Annotated in this window: 24 protein-coding genes; 1 reads left to right on the top strand and 23 read right to left on the bottom strand. The window is 44.1% G+C overall.

Translation table 11 applies throughout. The annotated features are described in order from the left end of the window. Nucleotide 1: 1 nt before the first annotated feature. From BM126_RS05695 to glyA, 17 genes are all read right to left on the bottom strand, one after another. Nucleotides 2–1,144 carry an NADH-quinone oxidoreductase subunit C gene (locus tag BM126_RS05695; RefSeq protein WP_090988616.1) on the bottom strand — a complete coding sequence of 381 codons (1,143 nt, stop codon included), beginning with the start codon at nucleotides 1,142–1,144 and terminating at the stop codon, nucleotides 2–4. Next, nucleotides 1,145–1,657, bottom strand: coding sequence for a NuoB/complex I 20 kDa subunit family protein (locus tag BM126_RS05690; RefSeq protein ID WP_071351097.1), 513 nt, complete (start codon nucleotides 1,655–1,657; stop codon nucleotides 1,145–1,147). Next, on the bottom strand, nucleotides 1,648–2,022 hold the full coding sequence (locus BM126_RS05685) for an NADH-quinone oxidoreductase subunit A (RefSeq protein WP_090988615.1): 375 nt from the start codon (nucleotides 2,020–2,022) through the stop codon (nucleotides 1,648–1,650). Before BM126_RS05685 ends, BM126_RS05690 begins: the two co-directional genes overlap by 10 nt. Before the next feature lie 1,048 nt (nucleotides 2,023–3,070). Further along, nucleotides 3,071–3,475, bottom strand: a complete 405-nt coding sequence (locus tag BM126_RS05680; RefSeq protein WP_090988614.1) for a F0F1 ATP synthase subunit epsilon — start codon at nucleotides 3,473–3,475, stop codon at nucleotides 3,071–3,073. 24 nt (nucleotides 3,476–3,499) lie between these two features. Then, nucleotides 3,500–4,897 carry a F0F1 ATP synthase subunit beta gene (atpD, locus tag BM126_RS05675; RefSeq protein WP_071351094.1) on the bottom strand — a complete coding sequence of 466 codons (1,398 nt, stop codon included), beginning with the start codon at nucleotides 4,895–4,897 and terminating at the stop codon, nucleotides 3,500–3,502. A gap of 95 nt (nucleotides 4,898–4,992) precedes the next feature. Further along, nucleotides 4,993–5,850: an ATP synthase F1 subunit gamma gene (atpG, locus tag BM126_RS05670; protein ID WP_090988613.1), complete on the bottom strand. Its 858-nt coding sequence runs from the start codon at nucleotides 5,848–5,850 to the stop codon at nucleotides 4,993–4,995. A 35-nt stretch (nucleotides 5,851–5,885) separates the two neighbouring features. Next, complete coding sequence (atpA, locus tag BM126_RS05665; RefSeq protein ID WP_071351092.1) at nucleotides 5,886–7,394, bottom strand: F0F1 ATP synthase subunit alpha; 1,509 nt, start codon at nucleotides 7,392–7,394, stop codon at nucleotides 5,886–5,888. 24 nt (nucleotides 7,395–7,418) lie between these two features. Then, the gene (locus BM126_RS05660; protein WP_090988612.1) at nucleotides 7,419–7,955 is read right to left on the bottom strand and encodes a F0F1 ATP synthase subunit delta; all 537 of its coding nucleotides are present in this window, start codon (nucleotides 7,953–7,955) and stop codon (nucleotides 7,419–7,421) included. Then, complete coding sequence (atpF, locus tag BM126_RS05655) at nucleotides 7,952–8,479, bottom strand: F0F1 ATP synthase subunit B (RefSeq protein WP_071351090.1); 528 nt, start codon at nucleotides 8,477–8,479, stop codon at nucleotides 7,952–7,954. Before atpF ends, BM126_RS05660 begins: the two co-directional genes overlap by 4 nt. Nucleotides 8,480–8,615: 136 nt before the next feature. Beyond that, complete coding sequence (gene atpE, locus BM126_RS05650; protein ID WP_071351089.1) at nucleotides 8,616–8,840, bottom strand: F0F1 ATP synthase subunit C; 225 nt, start codon at nucleotides 8,838–8,840, stop codon at nucleotides 8,616–8,618. Nucleotides 8,841–8,919: 79 nt separating this feature from the next. Continuing rightward, nucleotides 8,920–9,654 carry a F0F1 ATP synthase subunit A gene (atpB, locus tag BM126_RS05645; protein WP_090988611.1) on the bottom strand — a complete coding sequence of 245 codons (735 nt, stop codon included), beginning with the start codon at nucleotides 9,652–9,654 and terminating at the stop codon, nucleotides 8,920–8,922. 22 nt (nucleotides 9,655–9,676) lie between these two features. After that, nucleotides 9,677–10,045 (bottom strand): ATP synthase subunit I, encoded by a 369-nt coding sequence (locus tag BM126_RS05640; RefSeq protein WP_071351087.1) that lies wholly within the window; start codon nucleotides 10,043–10,045, stop codon nucleotides 9,677–9,679. A 9-nt stretch (nucleotides 10,046–10,054) separates the two neighbouring features. Continuing rightward, nucleotides 10,055–10,276, bottom strand: coding sequence for an AtpZ/AtpI family protein (locus tag BM126_RS05635; RefSeq protein ID WP_071351086.1), 222 nt, complete (start codon nucleotides 10,274–10,276; stop codon nucleotides 10,055–10,057). Nucleotides 10,277–10,532: 256 nt separating this feature from the next. Continuing rightward, nucleotides 10,533–12,755, bottom strand: a complete 2,223-nt coding sequence (locus tag BM126_RS05630; protein WP_305728147.1) for a S8 family serine peptidase — start codon at nucleotides 12,753–12,755, stop codon at nucleotides 10,533–10,535. A 181-nt stretch (nucleotides 12,756–12,936) separates the two neighbouring features. After that, nucleotides 12,937–14,079 carry a non-hydrolyzing UDP-N-acetylglucosamine 2-epimerase gene (gene wecB / locus BM126_RS05625; RefSeq protein ID WP_090988959.1) on the bottom strand — a complete coding sequence of 381 codons (1,143 nt, stop codon included), beginning with the start codon at nucleotides 14,077–14,079 and terminating at the stop codon, nucleotides 12,937–12,939. Nucleotides 14,080–14,101: 22 nt separating this feature from the next. After that, a complete protein-coding gene (gene upp / locus BM126_RS05620) occupies nucleotides 14,102–14,731 on the bottom strand; it encodes a uracil phosphoribosyltransferase (protein ID WP_071351084.1) in 630 nt (209 codons plus the stop codon). Nucleotides 14,732–14,933: 202 nt separating this feature from the next. Beyond that, entirely contained in the window at nucleotides 14,934–16,175 is a 1,242-nt protein-coding gene (gene glyA / locus BM126_RS05615) for a serine hydroxymethyltransferase (protein ID WP_071351083.1), read from the bottom strand. 367 nt (nucleotides 16,176–16,542) lie between these two features. On the opposite strand from glyA, the gene BM126_RS05610 reads away from it, so the two are divergent. Continuing rightward, entirely contained in the window at nucleotides 16,543–17,970 is a 1,428-nt protein-coding gene (locus BM126_RS05610; protein ID WP_090988610.1) for an MDR family MFS transporter, read from the top strand. Between the two features lie 134 nt (nucleotides 17,971–18,104). On the opposite strand, the gene BM126_RS05605 is transcribed toward BM126_RS05610, so the two are convergent. From BM126_RS05605 to BM126_RS05580, 6 genes are all read right to left on the bottom strand, one after another. After that, nucleotides 18,105–18,692 (bottom strand): TIGR01440 family protein, encoded by a 588-nt coding sequence (locus BM126_RS05605; RefSeq protein ID WP_090988609.1) that lies wholly within the window; start codon nucleotides 18,690–18,692, stop codon nucleotides 18,105–18,107. Between the two features lie 18 nt (nucleotides 18,693–18,710). Next, a complete protein-coding gene (rpiB, locus tag BM126_RS05600) occupies nucleotides 18,711–19,160 on the bottom strand; it encodes a ribose 5-phosphate isomerase B (RefSeq protein ID WP_090988608.1) in 450 nt (149 codons plus the stop codon). 234 nt (nucleotides 19,161–19,394) lie between these two features. Then, nucleotides 19,395–20,684: a methyl-accepting chemotaxis protein gene (locus BM126_RS05595; protein ID WP_090988607.1), complete on the bottom strand. Its 1,290-nt coding sequence runs from the start codon at nucleotides 20,682–20,684 to the stop codon at nucleotides 19,395–19,397. A 23-nt stretch (nucleotides 20,685–20,707) separates the two neighbouring features. Then, nucleotides 20,708–21,151 (bottom strand): low molecular weight protein arginine phosphatase, encoded by a 444-nt coding sequence (locus BM126_RS05590; RefSeq protein ID WP_090988606.1) that lies wholly within the window; start codon nucleotides 21,149–21,151, stop codon nucleotides 20,708–20,710. A 502-nt stretch (nucleotides 21,152–21,653) separates the two neighbouring features. Continuing rightward, nucleotides 21,654–22,169, bottom strand: a complete 516-nt coding sequence (locus tag BM126_RS05585; protein WP_371261419.1) for a manganese efflux pump MntP — start codon at nucleotides 22,167–22,169, stop codon at nucleotides 21,654–21,656. Nucleotides 22,170–22,342: 173 nt separating this feature from the next. Continuing rightward, on the bottom strand, nucleotides 22,343–23,395 hold the full coding sequence (locus BM126_RS05580; protein ID WP_090988604.1) for an L-threonylcarbamoyladenylate synthase: 1,053 nt from the start codon (nucleotides 23,393–23,395) through the stop codon (nucleotides 22,343–22,345). Between the last annotated feature and the right edge of the window lie 398 nt (nucleotides 23,396–23,793).

Raw genomic sequence — 23,793 nt, 5'->3', positions numbered from 1 at the left:
GCTACACCTCCACATCAAAAGGTTCATAGTCTTTTCTGAGCGGATGGCCGACCCAATCCTCTCCAAGTAAAATCCTCTTGAGGTCTGGATGCTGGTTAAATGTAATGCCCAGCAGATCATAGGCCTCACATTCCGGCCAATTCGCCCCCTGCCATAGCGGCACAAGCGAATCCGCAGCAGGATTTTCGCGATCAAGCTTTACCTTGAGGGCAACGGATCTTTTGTATTTAAAGGAATAAAGATGAACGTAGATTTCCATGTGTGTTTCATAGTCTGTTCCATGCAGCTCCGATAAGTAATCAAAGCACATTGATTCATGGTTTTTCAGTAATTCGGCAACTTGAAAATATGTATGGCGGGCAGCTATCAATGTAGGTACTTCTTTCGATAGCTGATTAATATAGGAATCTTCCAAAGCATGTTCGCCTAGCTGGCTTTCGATCGTGCTTACATATTCCTTAAGAAGGGGCAAATTTCTTGATGGCTTTTCTGTTTCTGGGGCTGTTTCACTGGATGTATGTTCTTTTGCTTTCAGCTTTGCTTTTGCCGCTACTTCCGCTTTTGCCTTTGCTGCGGCAATTGCTTTTGTTTTTTCAGCATCATTTCCGGCGGTTTCACTTCTGGTTTGCTTGGCTAGCGCTGCCGCTTTCGCCTTCGCTGCAGCAGCAGCTTTTGCTTTCGCGGCTGCAAGTGCCTTTTGTTTGATAGCCTCTTCTCCGTCTCCGCTATTGTCCGCAGCTTCCTTCTCCTGCCTCTTGGCCAGGGCGGCTGCTTTTGCTGCGGCCGCTGCTTCTGCTTTCTTCTTCGCTTTGTCCTCCTCCGGCACTGCAGCATCTGATGCTTGTTCTCTTTCCTTCCACTTAGCCAGGGCGGCTGCTTTTGCTGCGGCCGCTGCTTCTGCTTTCTTCTTCGCTTTGTCCTCCTCCGGCACTGCGGCATCTGTTGCTTGTTCTCTTTCCTTCCTCTTGGCCAGGGCGGCTGCTTTTGCTGCAGCTGCTGCTTCTGCCTTCTTCTTCGCTTTGTCCTCCTCTGGCACTGCCACATCTGTTGCTTGTTCTCTTTCCTTCCTTTTAGCCAGGGCGGCTGCTTTTGCTGCAGCTGCTGCTTCCTTTTTTATCTGTTCGGGACTTTTATCTTCGCTCATTTAAATCACCTTCTTCCCGGTTTTTGCCTCATAGCGGATTTTCTCTTTCAGCTTGTTGATTCCATATATGAGTGCGGCCGGATTAGGCGGGCAGCCTGGGATGTATACATCGACTGGCACAATTTGATCAACGCCTTTTACCACGGAATAAGAGCGGACATATGGCCCGCCTGCAGTGGCACAGGACCCCATGCTGATGACCCATTTAGGTTCAGGCATCTGGTCATATAGCCGCCTTAAGATGGGGGCCATTTTCTTTGTGACAGTACCGGAAACGATCATCACATCAGACTGTCTTGGGGATGTGCGGAAAAAAGAGCCAAACCGGTCAAGATCATAATGGGAAGAACCTACACCCATCATTTCAATTGCACAGCAGGCAAGTCCAAATGTCATTGGCCATAAAGAATTGCTCCTGGCCCATGCCTTTACTTGCTCCAGCGTGGATAAAAACACGCTTCTTTTCAATTCATTCATCTCTTCTTGAGAAATACCCTCAGCATTTAAGTCCATTTCAGCACCTTCTTTTTCCAGGCATAAATTAAACCAATGGCTAACATAGCCGTAAAGATAAACATTTCAATAAGAGCAAATATTCCAAGCTTATTATATGCAACAGCCCATGGGTAAAGAAAAACAGTTTCTGCATCGAAAATAACAAACATCAGACCGAATATATAATACCTGACATTAAATTGTACCCTCGAATCATGAAACGGCTCCATTCCGCTTTCATATGTCGTATTTTTAATTTTATTAGGCTTATTGGGCCGCAGCAGTTTTCCGAAAAATAGAGCGATGACAGGAAGTAAGATTCCTAAACATAAAAACGCGGTGACTATTAAATAGTTGTTTTGGTATATATGCAAATCTCCCATAGCTATCCCCCATGTTCAAAATTAAGGCTGCGGATGGCTGTCAACTAAGATGAAGTCTGCTCGCCTTTTTGGCCATTCATTGACGATTAAACAAACTGAATGCCGGCTCTTTTCTGTCCAATTACAATATATGTTCCTTTCCAAGCCCGTATGCGGTTTTAAAATGATTGATTATTCTGTTATTTATTATTATGTAAACGCTATCATTATAACATCGAAACCGTAATGTGTCGATTGTGTCTTCTAATCATTAGTTTCTTTCTTAAAGGCTGCATTCGAACATTTTGTTGATGGGGAACAAGATGGCTGATTTCTGCTTTTTGAGAACTTCACACCTTCAGCTCCAATCTCCCTGATTTATAATGTGTTTGCATGAAAAAGCCTTTTTAAATAAAGCTGTTTTCGTAAACTTTGTTGCAATAAAACACAGTGGTTGATTTCTGCTCAAGGATGCTCGCTTCAATCAACCTAAATTGACCATATAAGCGCCTTAAAATTTAACAATATTTCAAAAATAAGCATTAAATAAAGAGAATGGCTCTATATAGATCAAAATAAATAAGGATTTTCCCATTTTCAGTGTTTTAATTTCCACAAAAATGGAAGATAATATTAAATTTAGCCTGATTCGAGCCAAATCGCTCCCCACTCGAGCGAAATCCAGGGTGATTAGAGCCAGATTCCGGTTCATTCGAGCCAAATGGCATAAAGAGCTGTACTTAAGTCCCAGGCTTCTAAACAAAACACGATCAGAATATAGATTAAAACAAAAGGCTCTTTTCTTAAAGATTGTTGTTTTTTAATTTACTGTGTTTGGTGAGGCGATTCCATTGTTAAGGCAGGTTGTTTGAAGCGAAAGGTGCGAGACCCCTGCGGGATTAGCGGAACAGGTCAGACCCCGCAGGCGCAGCCGAGGAGGCTCACCACCGCCCGCGGAAAGCGAGCATCCTGGAGAGGAAATCAACCCCTTGTTCCATAGCAGCAAAGTTTACGAAAACAGCCAAACAAAAAAAGGCACATTCCCTTAAGTAAGGAATGTGCCTTTTGCTTAAAAATTGCGTTCTGCAATATTAATCCGGTTAACTGCGCGCTTTAAAGCAAGTTCAGCACGTTTTGCATCTACTGCATCTGTGCCGTCCTGCAATCTTTGCTCAGCTCTAGCCTTTGCGGCCTGTGCCCGGGCTAAATCGATAGTTTCAGCTCTTTCAGCAGTTTGAGCCAGAATAGTCACCACATCAGGACGGACTTCCAGGAAGCCGCCATTTACAGCAATAAGGTCTGTTTGGCCTTCATTTTTCAATCGGACCGAACCTATTTGCAGGGGCGCAACCATTGGAATATGGCCAGCCATAATTCCTAGTTCGCCGCTTTTTGCCTTTGTGCTTACCATTTCAACTTCTGCATCATATACTGGGCCATCGGGAGTAACAACACTGACTTTTATGGTCTTCATTTCATACCCTCCTTGGTCCCTTTGTTAAGCCATTTGTTTTGCTTTTTCAACAACTTCTTCAATTCTTCCCACTAGACGGAAAGCATCTTCTGGAAGGTCATCATATTTGCCGTCAAGGATTGCTCTGAATCCAGTGATTGTTTCCTTAACAGGAACATATGAACCTTTTTGACCAGTGAACTGCTCAGCCACATGGAAGTTTTGTGATAAGAAGTTTTGAATTTTACGAGCGCGGGAAACAATTAATTTTTCCTCATCGTTCAGTTCATCCATACCCAGGATCGCAATGATATCCTGAAGTTCTTTATAGCGCTGTAAAGTCGATTGAACTTCACGTGCTACTGCATAATGCTCTGTGCCTACTACTTCTGGAGATAGTGCACGAGATGAAGATGCTAACGGGTCAACCGCTGGATAGATACCCATTTCAGAAAGCTTACGCTCAAGGTTAGTTGTTGCATCCAAGTGAGCGAAAGTAGTTGCCGGAGCCGGGTCAGTATAGTCATCCGCAGGAACGTAAATCGCTTGGATGGATGTTACAGATCCTACGTTTGTAGATGTGATACGCTCTTGCAATTGTCCCATTTCTGTAGCAAGTGTAGGCTGGTAACCAACCGCTGAAGGCATACGGCCTAGAAGGGCAGAAACCTCTGAACCTGCTTGTGTGAAACGGAAGATGTTATCGATGAAGAAAAGTACGTCTTGTCCTTGTTCGTCACGGAAATATTCAGCCATTGTCAAACCAGTCAAAGCAACACGCATACGTGCACCAGGCGGTTCATTCATTTGTCCGAATACCATGGCTGTTTTCTTGATAACGCCAGAATCAGTCATCTCGTAGAAAAGGTCATTTCCTTCACGAGTACGCTCTCCAACGCCGGCAAATACAGAAATACCGCCATGCTCTTGAGCGATGTTATTGATAAGTTCCTGGATAAGAACTGTTTTACCAACACCCGCACCGCCGAATAGACCGATTTTTCCGCCCTTGATATAAGGAGCAAGAAGGTCTACTACTTTAATTCCTGTTTCCAAAATTTCTACTTCAGTAGAAAGATTTTCAAAAGTAGGTGCTTGTCTGTGGATTGGATCTTTTCTTACATCAGCTGCAAGAGGTTCAGCAAGGTCGATGTTTTCGCCTAATACGTTGAAAACACGTCCAAGAGTTACATCTCCTACAGGAACAGAAATTGCAGCTCCTGTATCTACAGTTTCAGCACCGCGTGTTAATCCATCTGTTGAAGACATCGCAACTGTGCGGACTGCATCATCGCCTAAATGAAGGGCTACTTCAAGAGTAAGGCTTTTGCCTGACGCTTTGTCATCGATTCTTAGTGCGTTATAGATCTTTGGAAGATGTCCGTTTTCAAATTTAACGTCAACAACCGGACCCATAACTTGGGTAACGCGTCCTACATTCATCGTTTTCCCTCCTACCATTACTGTGACGACTAACTATTAATCGGAACGGGAAGCAAATCGTCCAGTCTTGCCCGTTCCCTTTACGTTCATTGTATCTATTCCAGCGCAGCTGCTCCGCCGACAATTTCAGTGATTTCTTGAGTAATCGCAGCTTGACGCGCACGGTTATACACAAGAGACAGGCTGTCAATCAATTCAGATGCGTTATCTGTCGCATTCTTCATTGCAGTCATACGGGCTGCATGCTCGCTCGCTTTTCCATCTAACAGTGCCCCGAAAATTAAGCTCTCGGCATATTGAGGAAGCAGTACTTCCAGAATTTCTTCAGGTGACGGCTCAAATTCATAGGCTGTCATTTTGCCCCCAGGATGGATATCCGTTAAAGGCAGGATTTTCTTCTCAGTGACATCCTGCTGGATGGCACTTACGTAATGATTGTAGTACATATATAATTCGTCGCACTGCTTGTTTTGGAACAAGCCGACTGTAGACTTAACAATATCATTAATATCAGCAAATGACGGCTGATCCGGAACTCCGATTACTTCCAGTTCCACAGGCATTTTACGGCTGACAAAGAAATCGCGGCCAACTCTTCCGATTGCAATGATTACATATTCATCAGAGGACTTGTGGCGCTGATTAATTGTTTTAAAGACGTGGCGGAGTACACTGCTGTTGTATGCCCCTGCTAATCCGCGGTCAGATGTAATCACAAGGTAACCGGTTTTTTTGACAGGACGGGATACTAGCATTGGATGAGCCACACCATTACTGCCATGCGCAATACTGGCTACTACTTCTTGAATCTTCTCCATATATGGGACAAAAGCTCTTGCATTCGCTTCTGCACGATTCATTTTGGAAGCAGATACCATTTGCATCGCCTTGGTAATCTGGCTAGTCTTTTTAGTCGACGTAATACGGGACTTTATGTCGCGCAAAGAGGCCATTGCTTCTCACCACCCTTTAATATTAGTTAGACCAGTTATTCAGAAACAACGAATGTCTTTTTGAATTCGTTAATTGCAGAAACGATAGCATCGTCTTCAGGCAGGTTGCCTGTTGTACGGATGTGGTCTAGTAATTCAGGATGATTATTATCTAACCATACGTAGAAGTCTCCTTCAAAACGAAGGATATCAGATACAGGAATTTGATCCAAGTGTCCGCGGGTCAATGCATAAAGGATCATAACCTGCTTTTCTACTTTGATCGGTTTGTTCAGATCCTGTTTAAGAACCTCAACTGTACGTGCACCGCGTGCAAGCTTAGCCTGGGTTTGCTTATCTAGGTCAGAACCGAATTGAGAGAATGCTTCAAGCTCGCGGTAAGAAGCAAGGTCAAGACGAAGTGTACCTGCAACCTTCTTCATCGCTTTGATTTGTGCTGATCCTCCTACACGTGAAACGGAAAGACCGGCGTTGATCGCAGGACGTACGCCTGAGAAGAACAAATCAGATTGAAGGAAAATCTGTCCATCAGTGATGGAAATTACGTTTGTCGGGATGTACGCAGAAATATCTCCTGCCTGTGTCTCAACAAATGGAAGTGCTGTAATAGAACCGGCACCTAATGTATCATTTAATTTTGCTGCACGCTCAAGCAAACGGGAGTGCAAGTAGAATACGTCACCAGGGAATGCTTCACGGCCTGGAGGACGGCGAAGAAGCAAGGAAAGTTCACGGTATGCAGATGCTTGTTTAGAAAGATCATCATATACAACAAGAACATGCTTGCCGCTGAACATAAAGTGCTCGGCCATTGATACACCTGCGTATGGAGCAAGGTATAAAAGCGGTGCAGGCTGAGATGCAGAAGCCGTTACGACGATTGTGTAATCCAATGCGCCATTTTTGCGAAGAGTTTCAACTGTTCCGCGGACAGTGGATTCTTTTTGGCCGATTGCCACATAGATACAGATCATGTTTTGGTCAGCCTGGTTAAGGATTGTATCGATAGCTACAGATGTTTTACCAGTCTGGCGGTCACCGATGATTAACTCACGCTGTCCGCGTCCGATTGGAACAAGTGCATCGATCGCTTTAATGCCTGTTTGAAGAGGCTCATGAACTGATTTACGGTCCATAACTCCTGTTGCAGGGCTTTCGATTGGACGAGTTTGTGTTGTGTTGATTGGACCAAGTCCGTCAACAGGCTGTCCAAGAGGATTAACAACACGGCCGATTAGTTCTTCACCGACAGGAACTTCCATGATCTTGCCTGTGCGTCGAACTTCGCTGCCTTCCTGGATGTCTCTGAAAGCTCCAAGAATTACGATACCCACGTTGTTTTCTTCAAGGTTTTGAGATAAACCCATGGTGCCATTCGCGAATTCAACAAGCTCCCCAGCCATAACATTATCTAAACCATGAACGCGTGCGATACCATCCCCTACAGAGATAACAGTACCCACATCGCTTACTTTTATTTCAGACTGATAATTTTCAATCTGTTTTTTAATCAGCGCACTGATTTCTTCAGCTTTGATGCCCATGAATTTCACCCCTATCTGTGAATGTTAACGAAGCAGTTGTCTTTCAAGGCGTTCTAGCTTTCCGCTTACGCTTCCGTCAAAAATGCGGTTGCCGATGCGGAGCTTGATGCCTCCAAGCAAGCTGCTGTCTGCTATATTTTTAATTCTAAGCGTTTTTTTGCCTACTTTTGCTGCAAATACTGCAGATACTTCTGTTTTTTCCTCTTCAGTAAGAGGGCGGACAGTGTATACTTCAGCGTCTGCTATCGATCTTTCCTCATTAGCCCTGCTGATGAATTCCTCTGCCATAACAGCAATCGAATCAGCACGGTGGCGGTCAATCATAATGAAAAGTGTGTTCAAAACCTGAGTGTTCAGGCCGGCGAAAGAAGCTGTGATCAAATCTCGCTTCGCCTCTTTTGTTACTTTTGGATGCTCCAGAAATTCTAAAAGCTCTCCCTCATTCGAGAAGACATCTTTTACTGCACGTACATCCTCTTCTATTTTCTCCAGAAGATTCTGTTCCGCGGCAATTTGAAAAAGAGCGGCTGCATAAGGTTTAGCTACAGAAATATCGCTCATTGCTCTTTTCCTGCCTCTGCAATGTATTCACTGATTAATTTCTCTTGATCAGCTTCAGATAATTCCTTCTCGATCACTTTTGAAGCTATAAGTACGGATAAAGAAGCCACTTGTTCGCGCAGGGCGGCCACAGCTTTTTCTTTTTCCTGGATGATTTCGCGTTTAGCTGATTCTTTAATGCGGTCAGCATCTGTACGGGCAGCAACGATAATATCTTCACGCTGCATCTCGCCTTGCTTCTTCGCATTTTCGATAAGCTCAGTTGCATCGATGCGGGACTGTTTTAATAGCTCGCGCTGTTCTTCCAGCATTTTCGCTGCTTCCGCACGGCTTTGTTCAGCTGCTTCGATTTCTCCGGCAATGTGTGCTTCACGGTCTTTCATGATGCCCATTAGCGGACCGAAGGCAAATTTCTTAAGCAACGCTAACAAAATGATAAAAATGACAAGCTGGAAAATGATATCCCCGCTGTTGAAATGGGCTTCACCCACTGATGCCCCAAGTAAAAAACTGCTTGTTAACACGCTCGGTTCACTCCCTTCATGGAATTCACTATGATTTTATATGGTCGAAAGAAGATTATATTATCCGTTAAACATAAAGCAATGGCGAAGGTTCTCATGGAATGATCTTCGCCATTATTGAACTTCCTGAAATTAATTATTTACCTTGAACGATAAATGCGATAACTACCGCTATGATTGGAAGTGCCTCTACTAATGCAACACCGACGAACATAGTAGTTTGAAGCATACCGCGGGCTTCTGGCTGGCGAGCCATCCCTTCGATTGTACGTCCTACGATAAGACCGTTACCGATACCAGCACCTAATGCACCTAATCCAACTGCGATTGCAGCTGCTACAAGACCTAATGAACCTGTCATGATAAAATTTCCTCCTTGAAAATTAAGTTTTTATTTTTAAACAATGATAGAGCGTTCAATAGTTGAACCTTTTTTATAATTAATGGTCCTCGCTCACTTTGTGAGAGAGATAAACCATTGTTAACATAGTGAAAATGAAAGCCTGGATAGATCCTACAAATAAACTGAAGCCTTGCCATGCAAGCATTGGCACAGCTGCTACGATTGTTCCGACAATGCCGCTTCCAACAGAGTTGGCATAGCCGTTTGTTGCTAGTCCTGCAAGTAAAGATAAAAGAATTTCACCAGCATAGATGTTTCCGTAAAGACGCAATCCAAGAGTCAGAGTGTTAGCGAACTCTTCAATGATCTTCAATGGGAATAAGAAACCCATCGGCTGAAAATAGGTTTTGCCGTAATTTCTTGCACCTCTCATCTTGATGCCGTAATAGTGGGTTAGTCCCAATACCATTACTGCCAGAGTTAAGGTAACGGCCGGATCGGCTGTTGGCGATTTCCACCAAAGCTCGTGTCCTAATACAACTGAGAAAGGCAAGCCTAACATGTTTGATACAAAAATGTACATGATGAGCGTCATTCCCAGTATAAGAAAGCGTCCGCCTGTATTCCAGTCCATCGTGCTATTGATTAGGCCTTTAACGAAATCCATGATCCATTCTACAAAGTTCTGGATTCCTGTTGGCTTCATCGCAAGACGGCGGGTGGAAGCTACAGCGATTATGAAGACTATGAGACTTGCAATAGTAATCATCATGACGTTTGCCATATTGAAGTACAGTCCCATAAATTCCACGTAAGGAGCTTCATGATTCAACAGTATTCACCTCTCTTCTTGACTACCGACGTAAGTTTTGGATAAAAAAATCTATCATAATGACTAAATATCCTGTCATTAATCCTATAACCACACTTGCCATTTGAAACTTTTCGGGATAATTAAGTGCAATGACCGCAGCTAATGCTGCTGCTGCCATCCTGGTCAGACTGCCCAGGGATTTCATTTTCCTGCCTTCTGCTGCCGCTTCGGAAAACTTCCTGTTTTTCTTGACCATGGACCAGTAATTAAACAGGCTGAAGGACGTTCCCAGTATTAAGCCCAGGAAGATTGTGTAGTAGGGAGTGAAACCAGCTCCCAGTACATAAATAGCCAAAAGGTATATTATGTACTTTCTCTGCCTGTTGAACATCTTATCTAATTCTGGCATTTTTGTTTTTTAATCTCCCAAGAAATATTGTCGAACTGTGCTCAGCATGGCTAATACGCCTGTAGCAAGTCCTAAAAGAAGGCCAACCACTAAAAGAAGCGGCTCGGTATCAAGCAATGAGTCAAGCCACCTTCCAGTGAAGATTCCGGCTAAAATGGAACCGGTCAGCTGGGCAAGTATAGCGGACATTAATCTCATGGCTTTAAAGAAGCTGCGATTTGTTTGACGCATCTTTGCATCCTCGCGTTTTTTGTAGGCGGATAATATGCTATCCCGGTGTAAAATGTGGACAATCAACCTTGCATGGAGAGCTGTAAACCCTCCCATTCTATATCCTTTGTTAGCATACAATAGGCGACATTTAATGTCAATGTGCGTATAGGGAAAAATGTCAGGCGTCAAGAATAATTAACTAAATGTTCACATTTAGTTTTTTGGTATACTATTGACTTTTTTGCAATGATAGTAATTCCCCCTCTCCCAGAGGCTATTCTATTATGATTGTCACTTCTATCCTGTCTTCCCTGCCGCTTTTTTTAGCGAAAACAATGGCTCTGTATACCCCTGGTTCCGGAAGGTCTTTTTTCAGGATTTCCTTTTTTATCAGACCGTGCGGAGCATTGACTGACCAATCCATATAACCTGCAAATCTGAAGCTGTCTGCATCATATAGGGCAATCCCGAATTCATCGGCTCCCCTCGGCAGGTACATTTCGTATCTGTATGTTCCATCTTTATCTCCGGGCGAGAATTCAAAGCCCATAACACGCGGATAATTAGGCTCTTCTTTTACATATAAAAATGGCATACTGATTCTATTGGTTCCTTCAAGCATCGTTAAATAACCATCATAAATCCCTTTATTCAGCTGCCGGGGATTCACTTGAAGCCCTGTTTTAATTTCCTTCTTCTCACCCGGGCCTACGTCAAACGATGAAGGAAGATCCCATGTCAGCCCTTTTTCTTTATGCGGAAGGATAAAGGAGTAATGCTTTTTTGTTCTCCCCGTATTTTCGATAACAATCGTTTCTTCATGTTCATCCGTTCCTTCAGACTTTGTGAACATCCCAAAGCTGAGCGAGCTGGGATAAAGCAGCGTGTCAGCCTTAATCGCCTGATCTATCCGTATTCTGCCCGCTCCCTGTTCATATGTGTGATATAGCTCTTTCCCCTTTTTATATAGAGGCATTGCCGTACTCATCAGTGCTGACTTCACCTGCTCTGGTGTCCACTCCGGGTGCTTTTGCAAAAGCAGGGCGCAAGCTCCGGCGACATGCGGGGCTGCCATGCTCGTTCCCTGCAGTGATTGATATCCCGAAGGAACCGTACTGTCAATGGCTACACCAGGTGCAAGCAAATCCGGCTTGATTCCCCATGTCACAGTGACAGGCCCGCGGGATGAAAAATCAGCAAGTTTATCTTGTTCTTTCTTATATATAATACGTATCATTGCATTCTTATCTTTTTCTGTAAGGACCTTCAGCATTTCCCCGTCTCTTTTCGAAATGGCAGCAGCAGGGATGCGTGATGGCTTTTCGAGGTTACCCATGAAAAGGCCGCTTGTATTATTGTAGACTAAAACAGCGGCAGCGCCTGATTGTTCAGCATTTCTCACTTTCTCCGAAAAGGTGAGAGTTCCTCTTTGGACTAAGACCACTTTTCCTTTCGCATGCTTCAGATCGTCTTTTCTTCCAAGACCTCCAAATAAGACGCTTTGCGAAGATGTAAGTTTCCATTTTTCCGAACCTTGAAGAGGGAGCATGGTCATTTCCTTTCTCCCGCTCCCAATGCCTGCCATTAATACAGGCGTTGTCAGGGGAGGTGTGGAGGCTCCAACAGATATGGCCTTTTCAGCTGTTCCAGGAGATCCGACTGTCCATATATCGGGCCCGGAATTGCCATTAGAGGTAACTGCAACAATTCCTTTGTCCACAGCTTCATTTAGAGCAAGTGAAATAGGCAGATCAGGACCGTTCACTTCATTTCCTAATGAGAGATTGATGACATCCATTTTATCTTCAATGGCAGCATCTATTGCAGCAAGCACCTGTTCCGTGTCTCCTGCTCCTCCGGGACCGAGTGCCCTGTATGCAGATATTTCGGCTTCAGGGGCAACACCTTTCATCTTTCCATTTGCCGCAATAATTCCTGCGACATGGGTGCCGTGAATAGTAGATAGATCTCCCTGGTTTTTCGTTTCCATAGGATCTCTGTCACCATCGACCAGATCCCTGCCGCCCTTGTAGGATCTCTTCAAGTCGGGGTGTGTATAGTCAATGCCTGTATCAATAACCCCCACCTTCACTCCGCTGCCGGTAATTCTCCGGTTTTTATCATCAAAATAGTTCCGGACTTTATCTGCACCGATGAAAGGAATGCTTTCATCACCCTCTGCATGATAAATAGATACTTCCGTAACAAACTTGACCTTCATTTCTCTTTTAAGGCTTGAGATTTCCGAGGTTTTTCCTGAAACAGAAAAACCATTTATTGCATGTTTATAGACTTTCCGTAAATGAAGGGAGGGATATTTTTTCAGTACAGAAGATATGTCTGATACAGTAGCCTTATTATCGAGCGCTACGATGGCTCTGATGACTTTGGACTGCGACACAACAGGCAGCGGCGGCAGCTCAACTGCAGCGAGCGGACAGTAAGCCGGCAGAAGAAATTGAACAGACACCAAAAGCAATAAGCATTTTTTCAGCACAGAAATAGTCCCCCTTTTCCCCTTATGTTTTCTCCCAGGTCAAAGGATATGCATGGTAAATGAAATAAATCGTTCCAGCTGGGTATGCTTCATAAACGGTATTTTTGTTTGGCGGGAAACCAAAAAAAAGAAGCTGTCTCATTAGCCTTGTTTAGACTTTCGAGACAGCTTCCTCAATTAATTATTGCCGAAACGGCTCAGGAGCCGTATCTGTTTTTTTGAAATAATAACGTATCGCTTCCGCTATGCGCCGAGAGGCATCGCCATCTCCATAAGGATTTGACGCCTTTGACATAGCACGGTGTTCATCGTCATCTGTCAGCAGGTCCATGGCCATACGGAAAATCGTATCCTCTTTGGTTCCGGCAAGCTTCAGTGTGCCAGCTTCAATTCCTTCCGGGCGCTCAGTCGTATCCCGCAGCACGAGGACTGGAACTCCCAAAGATGGGGCTTCCTCCTGCACGCCGCCTGAATCGGTAAGAATTAAATAAGATCTGGCTGCAAAATTATGAAAATCGAGCACATCCAGCGGATCAATCAGGTGAATACGGGAATCATCCCCCAGTATTTCCCTGGCCAATTCCCTGACTGCCGGATTTAAATGCACAGGGTAAACAACCTGTACATCACTTTGTTCCGCAAGAATTCTTTTCACCGCACGGAAAATATTGCGCATCGGGTCTCCGAGGTTTTCTCGGCGGTGTGCTGTCAGAAGAATCATGCGGTCACTGCCTATCTTGCTGAGGACAGGATGCGAGTACTCTTCTCTGACAGTGGTCTTCAGGGCATCTGTCGCTGTGTTGCCTGTTATGAAGATTTGGCCTTTTTTATTTTCATCACGAAGGTTGCCGGCGGCTTTATTTGTCGGGGCAAAGTGAAGATCTGCCATTACACCGGTAAGCTGGCGATTCATCTCCTCAGGAAATGGAGAATATTTATTCCAGGTCCTCAAGCCCGCTTCCACGTGCCCCACTTCAATTTGGTTATAAAAAGCTGCAAGGCTTGCGGCAAAGGTTGTGGTAGTATCTCCATGAACCAAAACTATATCGGGCTTGGCCTCCTTCATTACAGCATCAAGGCCCTCAAGTCCTTTTACGGTAATATCCACAAGTGTCTGGCGGTCCTTCATAATATTCAAGTCATAATCAGGCTCTATGGAAAAAAGGGTAAGAACCTGGTCCAGCATTTGCCTGTGCTGGGCAGTAACCGCAACAATAGGTGTAAATTCTTCCGGGTGCTTTTGGAATTCAAGGACAAGCGGAGCCATTTTCACAGCTTCAGGCCTTGTCCCAAAAATCGTCATAACCTTGATAGGCCCTGTCATCATATACACCTCAGAAAATGATTTATTTTGTTCCGAACAATCTGTCTCCAGCATCCCCCAGACCTGGAACGATGTAGCCATGGTCATTTAGTTTTTCATCAAGTCCGGCAATGTAGATATCTACATCTGGATGTGCTTCGCTTAAGGCTTCAACGCCTTCAGGAGCTGCAATCAGGCACATGAATTTAATATTCACCGCACCGCGCTTTTTAATGGAATGAATGGCTTCAATGGCCGATCCGCCTGTAGCAAGCATCGGATCAACAACAATGCACTCTCTTTCAGCCAAATCGCTTGGAAGCTTTACATAATATTCAACTGGCTTCAATGTTTCCGGGTCGCGGTATAGACCGACATGGCCTACCTTTGCAGCAGGGATGAGTTTCAAAATTCCATCAACCATACCGATGCCGGCGCGAAGGATAGGAATGATGCCCAGCTTTTTTCCTGAAAGCATTTTGAATTTTGCTTTGCTTACCGGCGTTTCAATTTCCACATCCTCCAATGGAAGATCTCTCGTAATTTCAAATGCCATCAGCGTTGCCACTTCATCTACAAGCTCGCGGAATTCTTTTGTACCTGTATGTATATCACGTATATAGGCAAGTTTGTGCTGAATAAGCGGATGATCAAAAACATATACCTTAGCCATCAAGATCTCTCCTTCTACTTCCGAAATTTTGTGTGTGCCATTCTTGCGGTTTTACCTGCATGCCAAAACATCATGGTCCAGGGAAAATTCACTTCTACTCATTTTACAGAAAAACAATTCATACTTCAACAAAAGCTTCAGGAGATTTACTTTCCACTTTTCTTTAAAAAAACCGCTCCCTAAAAAGGGAACGGCTGGGGTATTAATATTCAGGATATAAACTGTATTTGCCAGAAAGAGCAGAAACTCTTTCCTTAGCTTCTTCCAGCTTGCTTTGGTCTTCAGGATTCTTAAGCACAAGACCGATGATTGATGCGATTTCATCCATATCTTCAAGGCCAAATCCGCGCGTTGTTACGGCAGCTGTGCCAATCCTTATGCCGCTCGTTACAAACGGGCTTTCCTTATCAAATGGAATCGTATTCTTATTAACTGTGATACCGATATCATCCAAAGCCTTTTCTGCTACCTTTCCAGTCAGGGAAACTGAAGTCAGATCAAGAAGCAATAAGTGGTTATCCGTTCCGCCTGACACTAAAGTAAGCCCTTCTTTTACCAAAGAGCTGCCAAGGCGCTTGGCGTTATTAATGATATCCTGTGAATATTGTTTAAAATCATCCTGAAGCGCTTCTCCGAATGCCACCGCCTTAGCAGCAATAACATGCATAAGCGGGCCGCCCTGAATTCCAGGGAAGATGGATTTATCAATTTTCTTTGCAAACTCTTCCTTGCAAAGAATCATTCCGCCGCGCGGGCCGCGAAGTGTTTTATGGGTCGTTGTCGTAACAAAATCAGCGTATGGCACAGGGCTTTGGTGAAGGCCTGCAGCTACTAGTCCGGCGATGTGAGCCATATCTACCATTAAGTAGGCACCCACTTCATCCGCAATTTCCCTGAAGCGTTTGAAATCAATGGCGCGCGGATATGCACTTGCGCCTGCGACAATCAGCTTCGGCTTGTGCTGGCGCGCTTTTTCCAAAACATCGTCATAATTGATCTGCTGATTTTCCTGGTCGACTCCGTATTCAACAAAGTTATATTGGACGCCGCTGAAATTCACCGGACTTCCATGTGTTAAATGGCCGCCATGTGATAAGTTCATCCCAAGAACCGTGTCGCCTTGCTCAAGAATGGTGAAGTATACTGCCATATTGGCCTGTGCGCCAGAATGCGGCTGGACATTGACATGCTCGGCACCGAAGATTTCTTTCGCGCGGTCACGGGCTAAATCCTCCACAACATCAACAAATTCACAGCCGCCATAATAGCGTTTGCCAGGATAGCCTTCTGCATATTTATTTGTCAATACAGACCCTTGAGCTTCCATTACAGCTTCACTTACGAAGTTTTCAGATGCAATTAATTCAATCTTGCTTCTTTGTCTTCCTAATTCTTCTTGAATCGCTTTAAAAACCTGCTCATCTTGCTTCGCTAAACGGTTCATTGGAAATCCTCCTCTTATAGGCCCATTCATTATGTATTATGTGTAAACAATTCCATAAGAAATGCCTTTCATTTCTCTCTTTCAATCACTTTCATTTTAACATGTTCAATTTGGGAACGGTAGTCTTACCTTTACATAACTTCACCATAAGCGAACTATTAAAGGAGCAAATTGTTAAACGTTCGTTATTTTCTGCACTCTTTTTCTTTTTTTCCATAAAACATAAGGACAGTTGAAGACACCTCTGTTAAACTGATGTTTTGGCCCATTTTATTTACTGCATTTATATAAAGTGAAACTTCTGCCAGCGGGGCTTTTCCTTCCCGCTGACAGAAAGTGATTTAGAAACAGAAACAGGGGGCACGTCATGAGAAACAAGGTAATGATTGCATTAATGCTCGCCACTTCACTGGCAGCAATGGAAGGAACGATTGTCAGCACAGCTGTTCCCAGCATCACTAACGACCTTTCGGGAATACATCTTGTAAGCTGGGTTTATGCTGCTTACATGCTGGCCACAGCCGTTTCCACTCCTATCTTCGGAAAGCTTGCCGATTTATTCGGCCGGAAAAAAATCATCATTTATGGAATCGGGATCTTCTTGCTGGGTTCGGCTCTGTGCGGCATGGCCCAGACGATGGAACAGCTCATTATCTGCCGCGCCATCCAAGGGATTGGAGCAGGCTCTGTTATGCCGGTTACCATGACAATTATCGGAGGGCTGTATACAGAACAAAAAGACCGGGCAAAAGGGCAGGGCTGGGTCAGTGCTGTTTGGGGAATTTCGGGAGTTGTCGGTCCTTTAATAGGCGGATTTCTCGTGGATCAATTATCTTGGCGCTATATCTTCTATTTAAATATTCCGTTTGGCATAAGCTCCATCATCATCATTCTGAAGTACTATAAGGAAAATATCAGCAAAACCAAACAGCATATTGACTATAAAGGAGCGTCTATCCTTTCGCTTGGCACAATCAGCATTTTGTACGCTTTATTAAATGGAAGCAGCAAGCAGGATTGGGGCAGCCCTCTTATCATATTTCTGTTCATATTTTCAGCTTTGTCTTTCTTCCTTTTTTACAAAGTGGAGAAAAGCTCTCCAGAACCGATCATACCGCTTAATCTGCTAGGCAGCCGCAGCTTAATTCCTATCAACTTGCTGACACTATTTGCCGGAATGATCGTCATCAGCATCACAGTCTACCTGCCTATATGGAGCCAGGGTGTACTCGGGAAGAATGCTACGCAAGCCGGGCTGATTCTGACACCAATGCCTGTAGCCTGGACGGCAGGCTCTTTCCTCGCAGGGCATCTGGTAGGAAGAATCAGCAGCAGAACCATCATACGTATTGGAACGATCGTCTTAATCGGAGCAACTTTCCTGTTATTTTCAATATCCAGCACCTCTCCCGATATTGCAATATACTGCGGAATGGGACTACTTGGCTTGGGAATGGGAATTGTCACTCCCATCATTATGCTGCTGGTTCAGTCTACTGTTGAACCGCAAAAGCTTGGTACAGCAATCGGGCTGAATTCTTTCATTAACACATTCAGCCAGACACTGGGATCTGCCATATTCGGCATGATCTTCAACCTGGCTACAGCAGGCATAGCAGGACAAAAGGGCGCCGGCCAGCCGCATTTGGCCATTGACTCTCATCAAGAGAACGTGAGTGATACATTCGCCTCAGGCATACATCTCATATTTCTCGGCACCTTCATTCTTGCGATATGCGCCTTTTGTATTTCATTGGTGATTTCGAAGAATAGGGCTGTTAAAACAGCTTCATAATGCTTTACTGGAGAAGCAGCTCACATTTCCTCCAAAGGGGATCGGGCACTTCTCCTTTTTGCTTTTACTCTGTTAAAGTATATATCCAGCATAGAAGATCCCGCTGAAAAAAAAACCCCTTATAAAAGGAGTTTTTAGGTACAGCTATTATTATCTATGGATTGTTCATATACAGCACGCTGTCCGCCAATCAGCTTCGGCCTAGATTTTGCCATGGTTACATGGGCATGTCCGATTTCCTTTATGGATGCCCGGATCGGAACGGCCACATGCTTTATATGCATGCCGATGAAGGTGTCACCGATATCGATTCCCGCGTCCGCTTTAATATGCTCCACAACGACAGCATCAGCAAGGTGCTGATGGGCATATGCGGCCATTGCCCCGCCTGCATGCCGGACAGGTATGACCGATACCTCTTCATATCCATATTTATGTGCCGTTTTCTTTGATAAAACAAGTGCCCGGTTTAGATGCTCGCAGCACTGAAAGGCCAGAAGTGCGCCAGTGCGCTGATGAAAGGACTCCAATTCACTAAAAAGCATTTCAGCTACATCGAGGGTTCCTTGGGTGCCAATTACATTTCCTGTTACTTCACTCGTGCTGCATCCGATGACAAGCAAATCATTTTCGTTCAGCTTGGCCGCTTCTTGAAACTCATTCAGCAGATCGTGAAATTGATTTCTCCAGATTTCCCGATTTCCAAGAGCATAGTTTTCCATAAAACACCCCTCCTTCTCCTAGATGCTCCGGTCTTCATATTCCTTAATTTTTCTGAGTCTATTACTGTGGCGTCCGCCTTCTTCAAAGTCTGAAGCCAGCCAGGCAGCCGCAATTTCCCTGGCAAGTCCCGGCCCGACCACACGCTCTCCCATAGCCAGGACATTGCTGTCATTATGCTGCCGCGTCAGTTTCGCACTGTACACATCATGCACTAAAGCACAGCGGATCCCTTTTACTTTATTCGCAGCAATACTCATTCCAATTCCCGTTCCGCATATTAAGATGCCTTTATCAAAATCACCCTTGGCCACTTTTTCAGCTAAGGGAAGCGCATAATCGGGATAATCCACCGATTCACAGCCGCTGCAGCCAAAATCCTCAAATTGAATATTCATTTCAGCCATCAAGTTTTTTATTTCTTCCCGAATACGATTTCCGCCGTGATCTGAAGCGATTGCTACTTTCATGTTCTTCCCCCTGACTTTTCCACAAAGTGACATACTCCGCTAATGGCTAGCCTGATAAATCTTTTCGGGCAGTTATCCCTGTTTAGGCTTCTTCTCCATCAGATCTTAGCAATGGCTCAGCCAATTAAAGCGGGGCAATTTATTTTCCTGCCCTTATTTTGGCACAAAAAAAAGCAAAGATAAAGGCAATTGAAAACAAAAAAGAACCCCGCACAGCAGGGTTCTCATTTTCTTCTATAGATGGAACTGTGTGATCGTCTGCTTCAGTTTTTCCGCCTGCTGTTTCAGCTCAAAAGCAAGCCTGTCCACATCTTCAATAACACTTGTCTGATCTTGGGCAGAGCTTGTTACTTCGAGTGCACCGGCAGAAGTTTCCTGCGCAATCGCAGCAACTTCCTGCGACTGGCGGGAAGTTGTTTGAATGTTTTCCATTTGCCTGTCCACTAATACAGTGATATCCTGAACCGCTGATGCCACACTATGCACAGTTTCAGTCATTTCCTCAATTGCCCTGTTTGTTTCAGAACCTTTTTCAGCTTCTGTGTTAGCCGTTTCAACCTGCTCGCTGATTTGCGTAACAACGCTTTGGACATCATTTTGAATCGTTTGGATCAAGGCAGAAATCCCCTGTACGGCTTTAGCGCTTTCATCTGCCAGAAGTCGAACCTCCTCAGCAACAACAGCAAACCCTTTTCCATGCTCCCCTGCCCTTGCCGCTTCAATGGACGCATTCAAGGCCAAAAGATTGGTCTGTCCTGCAATGTTTCCTACCAGCTGAATGATGCGCTCGATTTTTTGCGCATTTTCCTCCAGACGCCTAACCGCCTGAAGCGCATCCTGATTTTCATGGGCAAGCTGCTGGATGCCTGTCACAAGCGAGTGAATAACTTCTTTGCTGCTTAAAAGATCTGACACCATTTCTCTTGAGGTTTCCGCTGAAGAGTTCGCTTTATCTTGAACCTCTTTTGCAATGGTAATCACATCTTCAACAGATTCTGCTGTATGCTGGATAGAAACGGCCGATTGATCTGCTCCCTTTGCAATTCCCTCAATAGTTCTGGAAATGCTTTCTGCCTGTGTTGATGCCTCTGCAGACTTATGCGAAATGGATATAACCTTTTCATTTGTTTCCTGAAAATTCGTTTCTATATTTTGGACCATGTCTCTTAAGTTAAAAAGCATGTGATTGAATGCTTGTCCTAATGAACGGATTTCATCATCCGATTTTGGAAGCTCGGCATCTTTGCTAATATCCCCCTGAGAGGCCCTAAGTGCGGCGGTTTCAAGCTTCTTCAATGGCTTTACAATGAGTGCAGCTGCAAAAAATGCAAGAATTCCAGACCAAATGACTCCCATGAAAAGAGTCAGGATGGTGAACATTCTTTCATCCATGCTCTTAAAAAAAATCGGATGCACATAATAAATGAATAATTCGCTCGTCGCATACGTAATTAAAGCAAGTGAAGTAATAAACAATACTAACTGTTTTCTCAAACCAAACTTATAATGCTTTTTTTCCGGCACTGAAAGCTCCCCCTGCGGACATTCTACTCTTCAAGCTTATTAATCAGCCTGCTGATTGCTTCCTGAAGTTCTTCGAATGTTTCCCGATAAATTTTTTGCGATCCCCCGTAAGGATCTGATATGTCTCTATCATATTTATCGTCATAAACAAATTCTTTTAAAGTAAAAGTTTTGTCCATCGCAGCCGGAAATGAATTTACAAGGATCGATTTATGTCCTTCAGTCATGGTAAAGATATGGGTTGCCCAGCTTATGGCATCTGCGGTAAGAGGCGATGAGGAATGTCCCTGCCCCATTTCATTGTCTTCAAGCACCTGTTTTGCATGCATCGAGGCTTCCATTCCTTCAGCCGCATATACTCCTGCAGACTTCACTTCAATGCCAGGAATTCCTTTATTTTTCAAAATGGCTTCAGCCATCGGGCTTCTGCAGGTATTTCCTGTACAAACAAATAAAACACGGATCATGCAACATTCCTCCTTTTGGATTTATTATAATCCATAATGCTTCATCTTCAAAAGCCCGCGGTTTTATTCTAATTAACCTTTTGGTACGCCTGTCTGCGCGCCTCTTTTCATAATTATCAATGAACATTTTTGCAGGATGATGCCGTTTGGGCCAAAATTTGTGCATACTGACTTTGTTAAATTCCAGTTAATTGGATAAACAGCTCGAATTCACCTGTCATTCGAGCCAATTCAAAAATAGCTCTTAAAATAAAGGCTGTTTTCGTAAACTTTGTTGCTATGAAACAAGGGGTTGATTTCCGCTCCAGGATGCTTCGCTTTCCGAGGGGCGTGCGCTGATCCCTCAGGAGTCTCCGCACCTTCCGCTCCAATCAACCTGCTTTAACAACGGAATTGCCTCGAGAACTATTTAAGTAACAACAATCTTTAAGAAAAGAGCCAAAATAAAAAAGCCCGGAGACTAAGCATTGCTTTGTCCTCAAGCTTTATACGTTTATAAATTTTAAATGGAAAATAGCAGTTTTAATCCAAATGCGCAAAGAATGCTGCCCCCAAGAACCTCGCTGTACACTCCCAAAAGGCCCTGAACCTTTCTGCCAACAAGCAATCCGGCCCAAGTAAGAATGGTTGCGGCTGCACCAAAGCAGATAATGGTCAAAATTGTCCTTGCCCCGTAAATTCCAAGGGTCAGACCCACCGAAAAACTGTCCAGGCTCACACTCAGCGAGAATATAAATAAACCCATTCCTACAGGAGCAAGCAGACTGCCCTCACCCCCTCTTAATCCTGAAATAAACATCTGGATTCCAAGGATCACAAGCAAAAGCCCGCCTGCATATGCAGCAATCGTGCCGAAATGACCGGAAATATACCGGCCGGCAACCATGCCGAGCATAGGCATCCATATATGAAAAAAGCCGACTGTCAAACCGATGAATAAGATTTGCTTCAGCCTAAGCTTAAACATTCCCATTCCTAAACCAACTGAAAAAGCGTCCATTCCCAGCGCAAATGCCATGATCAGCAATGTCAGTAATTCCCCTGATATTCCATTCAATCTTCCTACCCCCTTGGACGTGCCTATTTCATGTTATGCATGTCCGGGAATAAAAAGAATTAAAAAAGCACAAGCCGCACCGGACAGCTTTGCTGGTCCAGGAGGCTTGCACGTTAAGATAAAAAAATCGATCATCAATTATCATTTTGTGAAATTACATGATGTCCCGCTGCTTTATAAAGTCTGTTCATTACTGCTTCGCCAATTCCCTGTTCAGGAAAAACCTCGCTTAAAATAATATCGGCATCCAGTTCATCGAATTTCCTCAAAGTATCATACAATCCTTGAGCTACCGTCCTTAAATCAGCAAGCTTTCCCGGAGAAAGAATATAGTCTGCATGATAGTATCCGATATGTTCAGCAGCAGCTATAATTCCAACCTTCAGTCCCTCTGACTGTTTACGGTCTGCGATGTTCTGCAGAAATTCCATATCTCCTTTTACCAGTTCAAGCGGTGCTTTTGGCGCATAGTGGGTATATTTCATTCCAGGTGCCTTCGGGGCGGCCGCTGCATCCTTCAGCGAAGAATCCAGAATCACCGTACCGATTGTTTCTTCAATCTCTTCCTTTGTAATGCCACCTGGCCTTAAAATAACCGGAATATCTGACGTACAGTCAATCACGGTAGACTCGACCCCTACACCTGTAGGACCGCCATCCACAATGCCAGCAATCTTTCCTGTTAAATCAGATTCCACATGCACCGCAGAGGTAGGACTCGGCTTTCCAGAGGTATTTGCACTGGGGGCAGCGATCGGCAGCCCGCTTTTTGCAATCAGGCTAAGTGCAACAGGATGGTCCGGCATTCTTACACCTACAGTATCCAATCCAGCTGTCACAATTTCAGAAAGTACACCTTGACGTTTTTCTAGAATAACAGTCAATGGTCCTGGCCAAAACTTATTCATTAATGTTTTAGCTGCCTCTGGTACTGCTGCTACGATTTCACCGAGCTGTTCTTTTGAAGCGATATGAACAATTAGCGGATTATCGCTTGGACGACCTTTTGCCAGGAAAACTTTTTTCACAGCTTCATCGCTTTTTGCATTGGCTCCTAATCCGTAAACTGTTTCAGTAGGAAAGGCAACTACCTCATTTTTCTGCAGCAAAACAGCGGCATTTTTCAGTTGTGGATAACTATCTGACTTGTCCACATTATTATCCACCGTCCAGATATTTGTTTTCATTGTTAACACCTTCACTTTATTTGTGCATTTCATCGGCAAAAATACTTACTAAAGTTAATTTTACCTTAGAAATTACGTATTTTTATCATTTTGGTACTTTGAAAGTATAAAAGAAGAAAAAAAGGAATACAAGTGTTATCCACAAATTGTGCATAACTATGAGGATATTGTGGACAACTATGTGGATATTTGACAATTTTAAATCATTTGACACATATCCACAGCTTTTTCCTGTAGATAACTTTTTTTTGGCAAATATACATAGCATTTTAAAGGAATATACACACACTGTCATCTTATTCAAAAAATCGCTGCAGATATTGTTAGCTTGCCGATTATTTTTGCTGCATACGCAAAGCCCCGGAGAGCATTAGCCATGCGTCCTTTAATTCCCGCCC

It is taken from the genome of Bacillus sp. OV322, from assembly GCF_900112495.1.
Lineage (GTDB): Bacteria > Bacillota > Bacilli > Bacillales > DSM-1321 > Peribacillus.
This window is presented reverse-complemented; position numbering and strand designations above follow the sequence as displayed.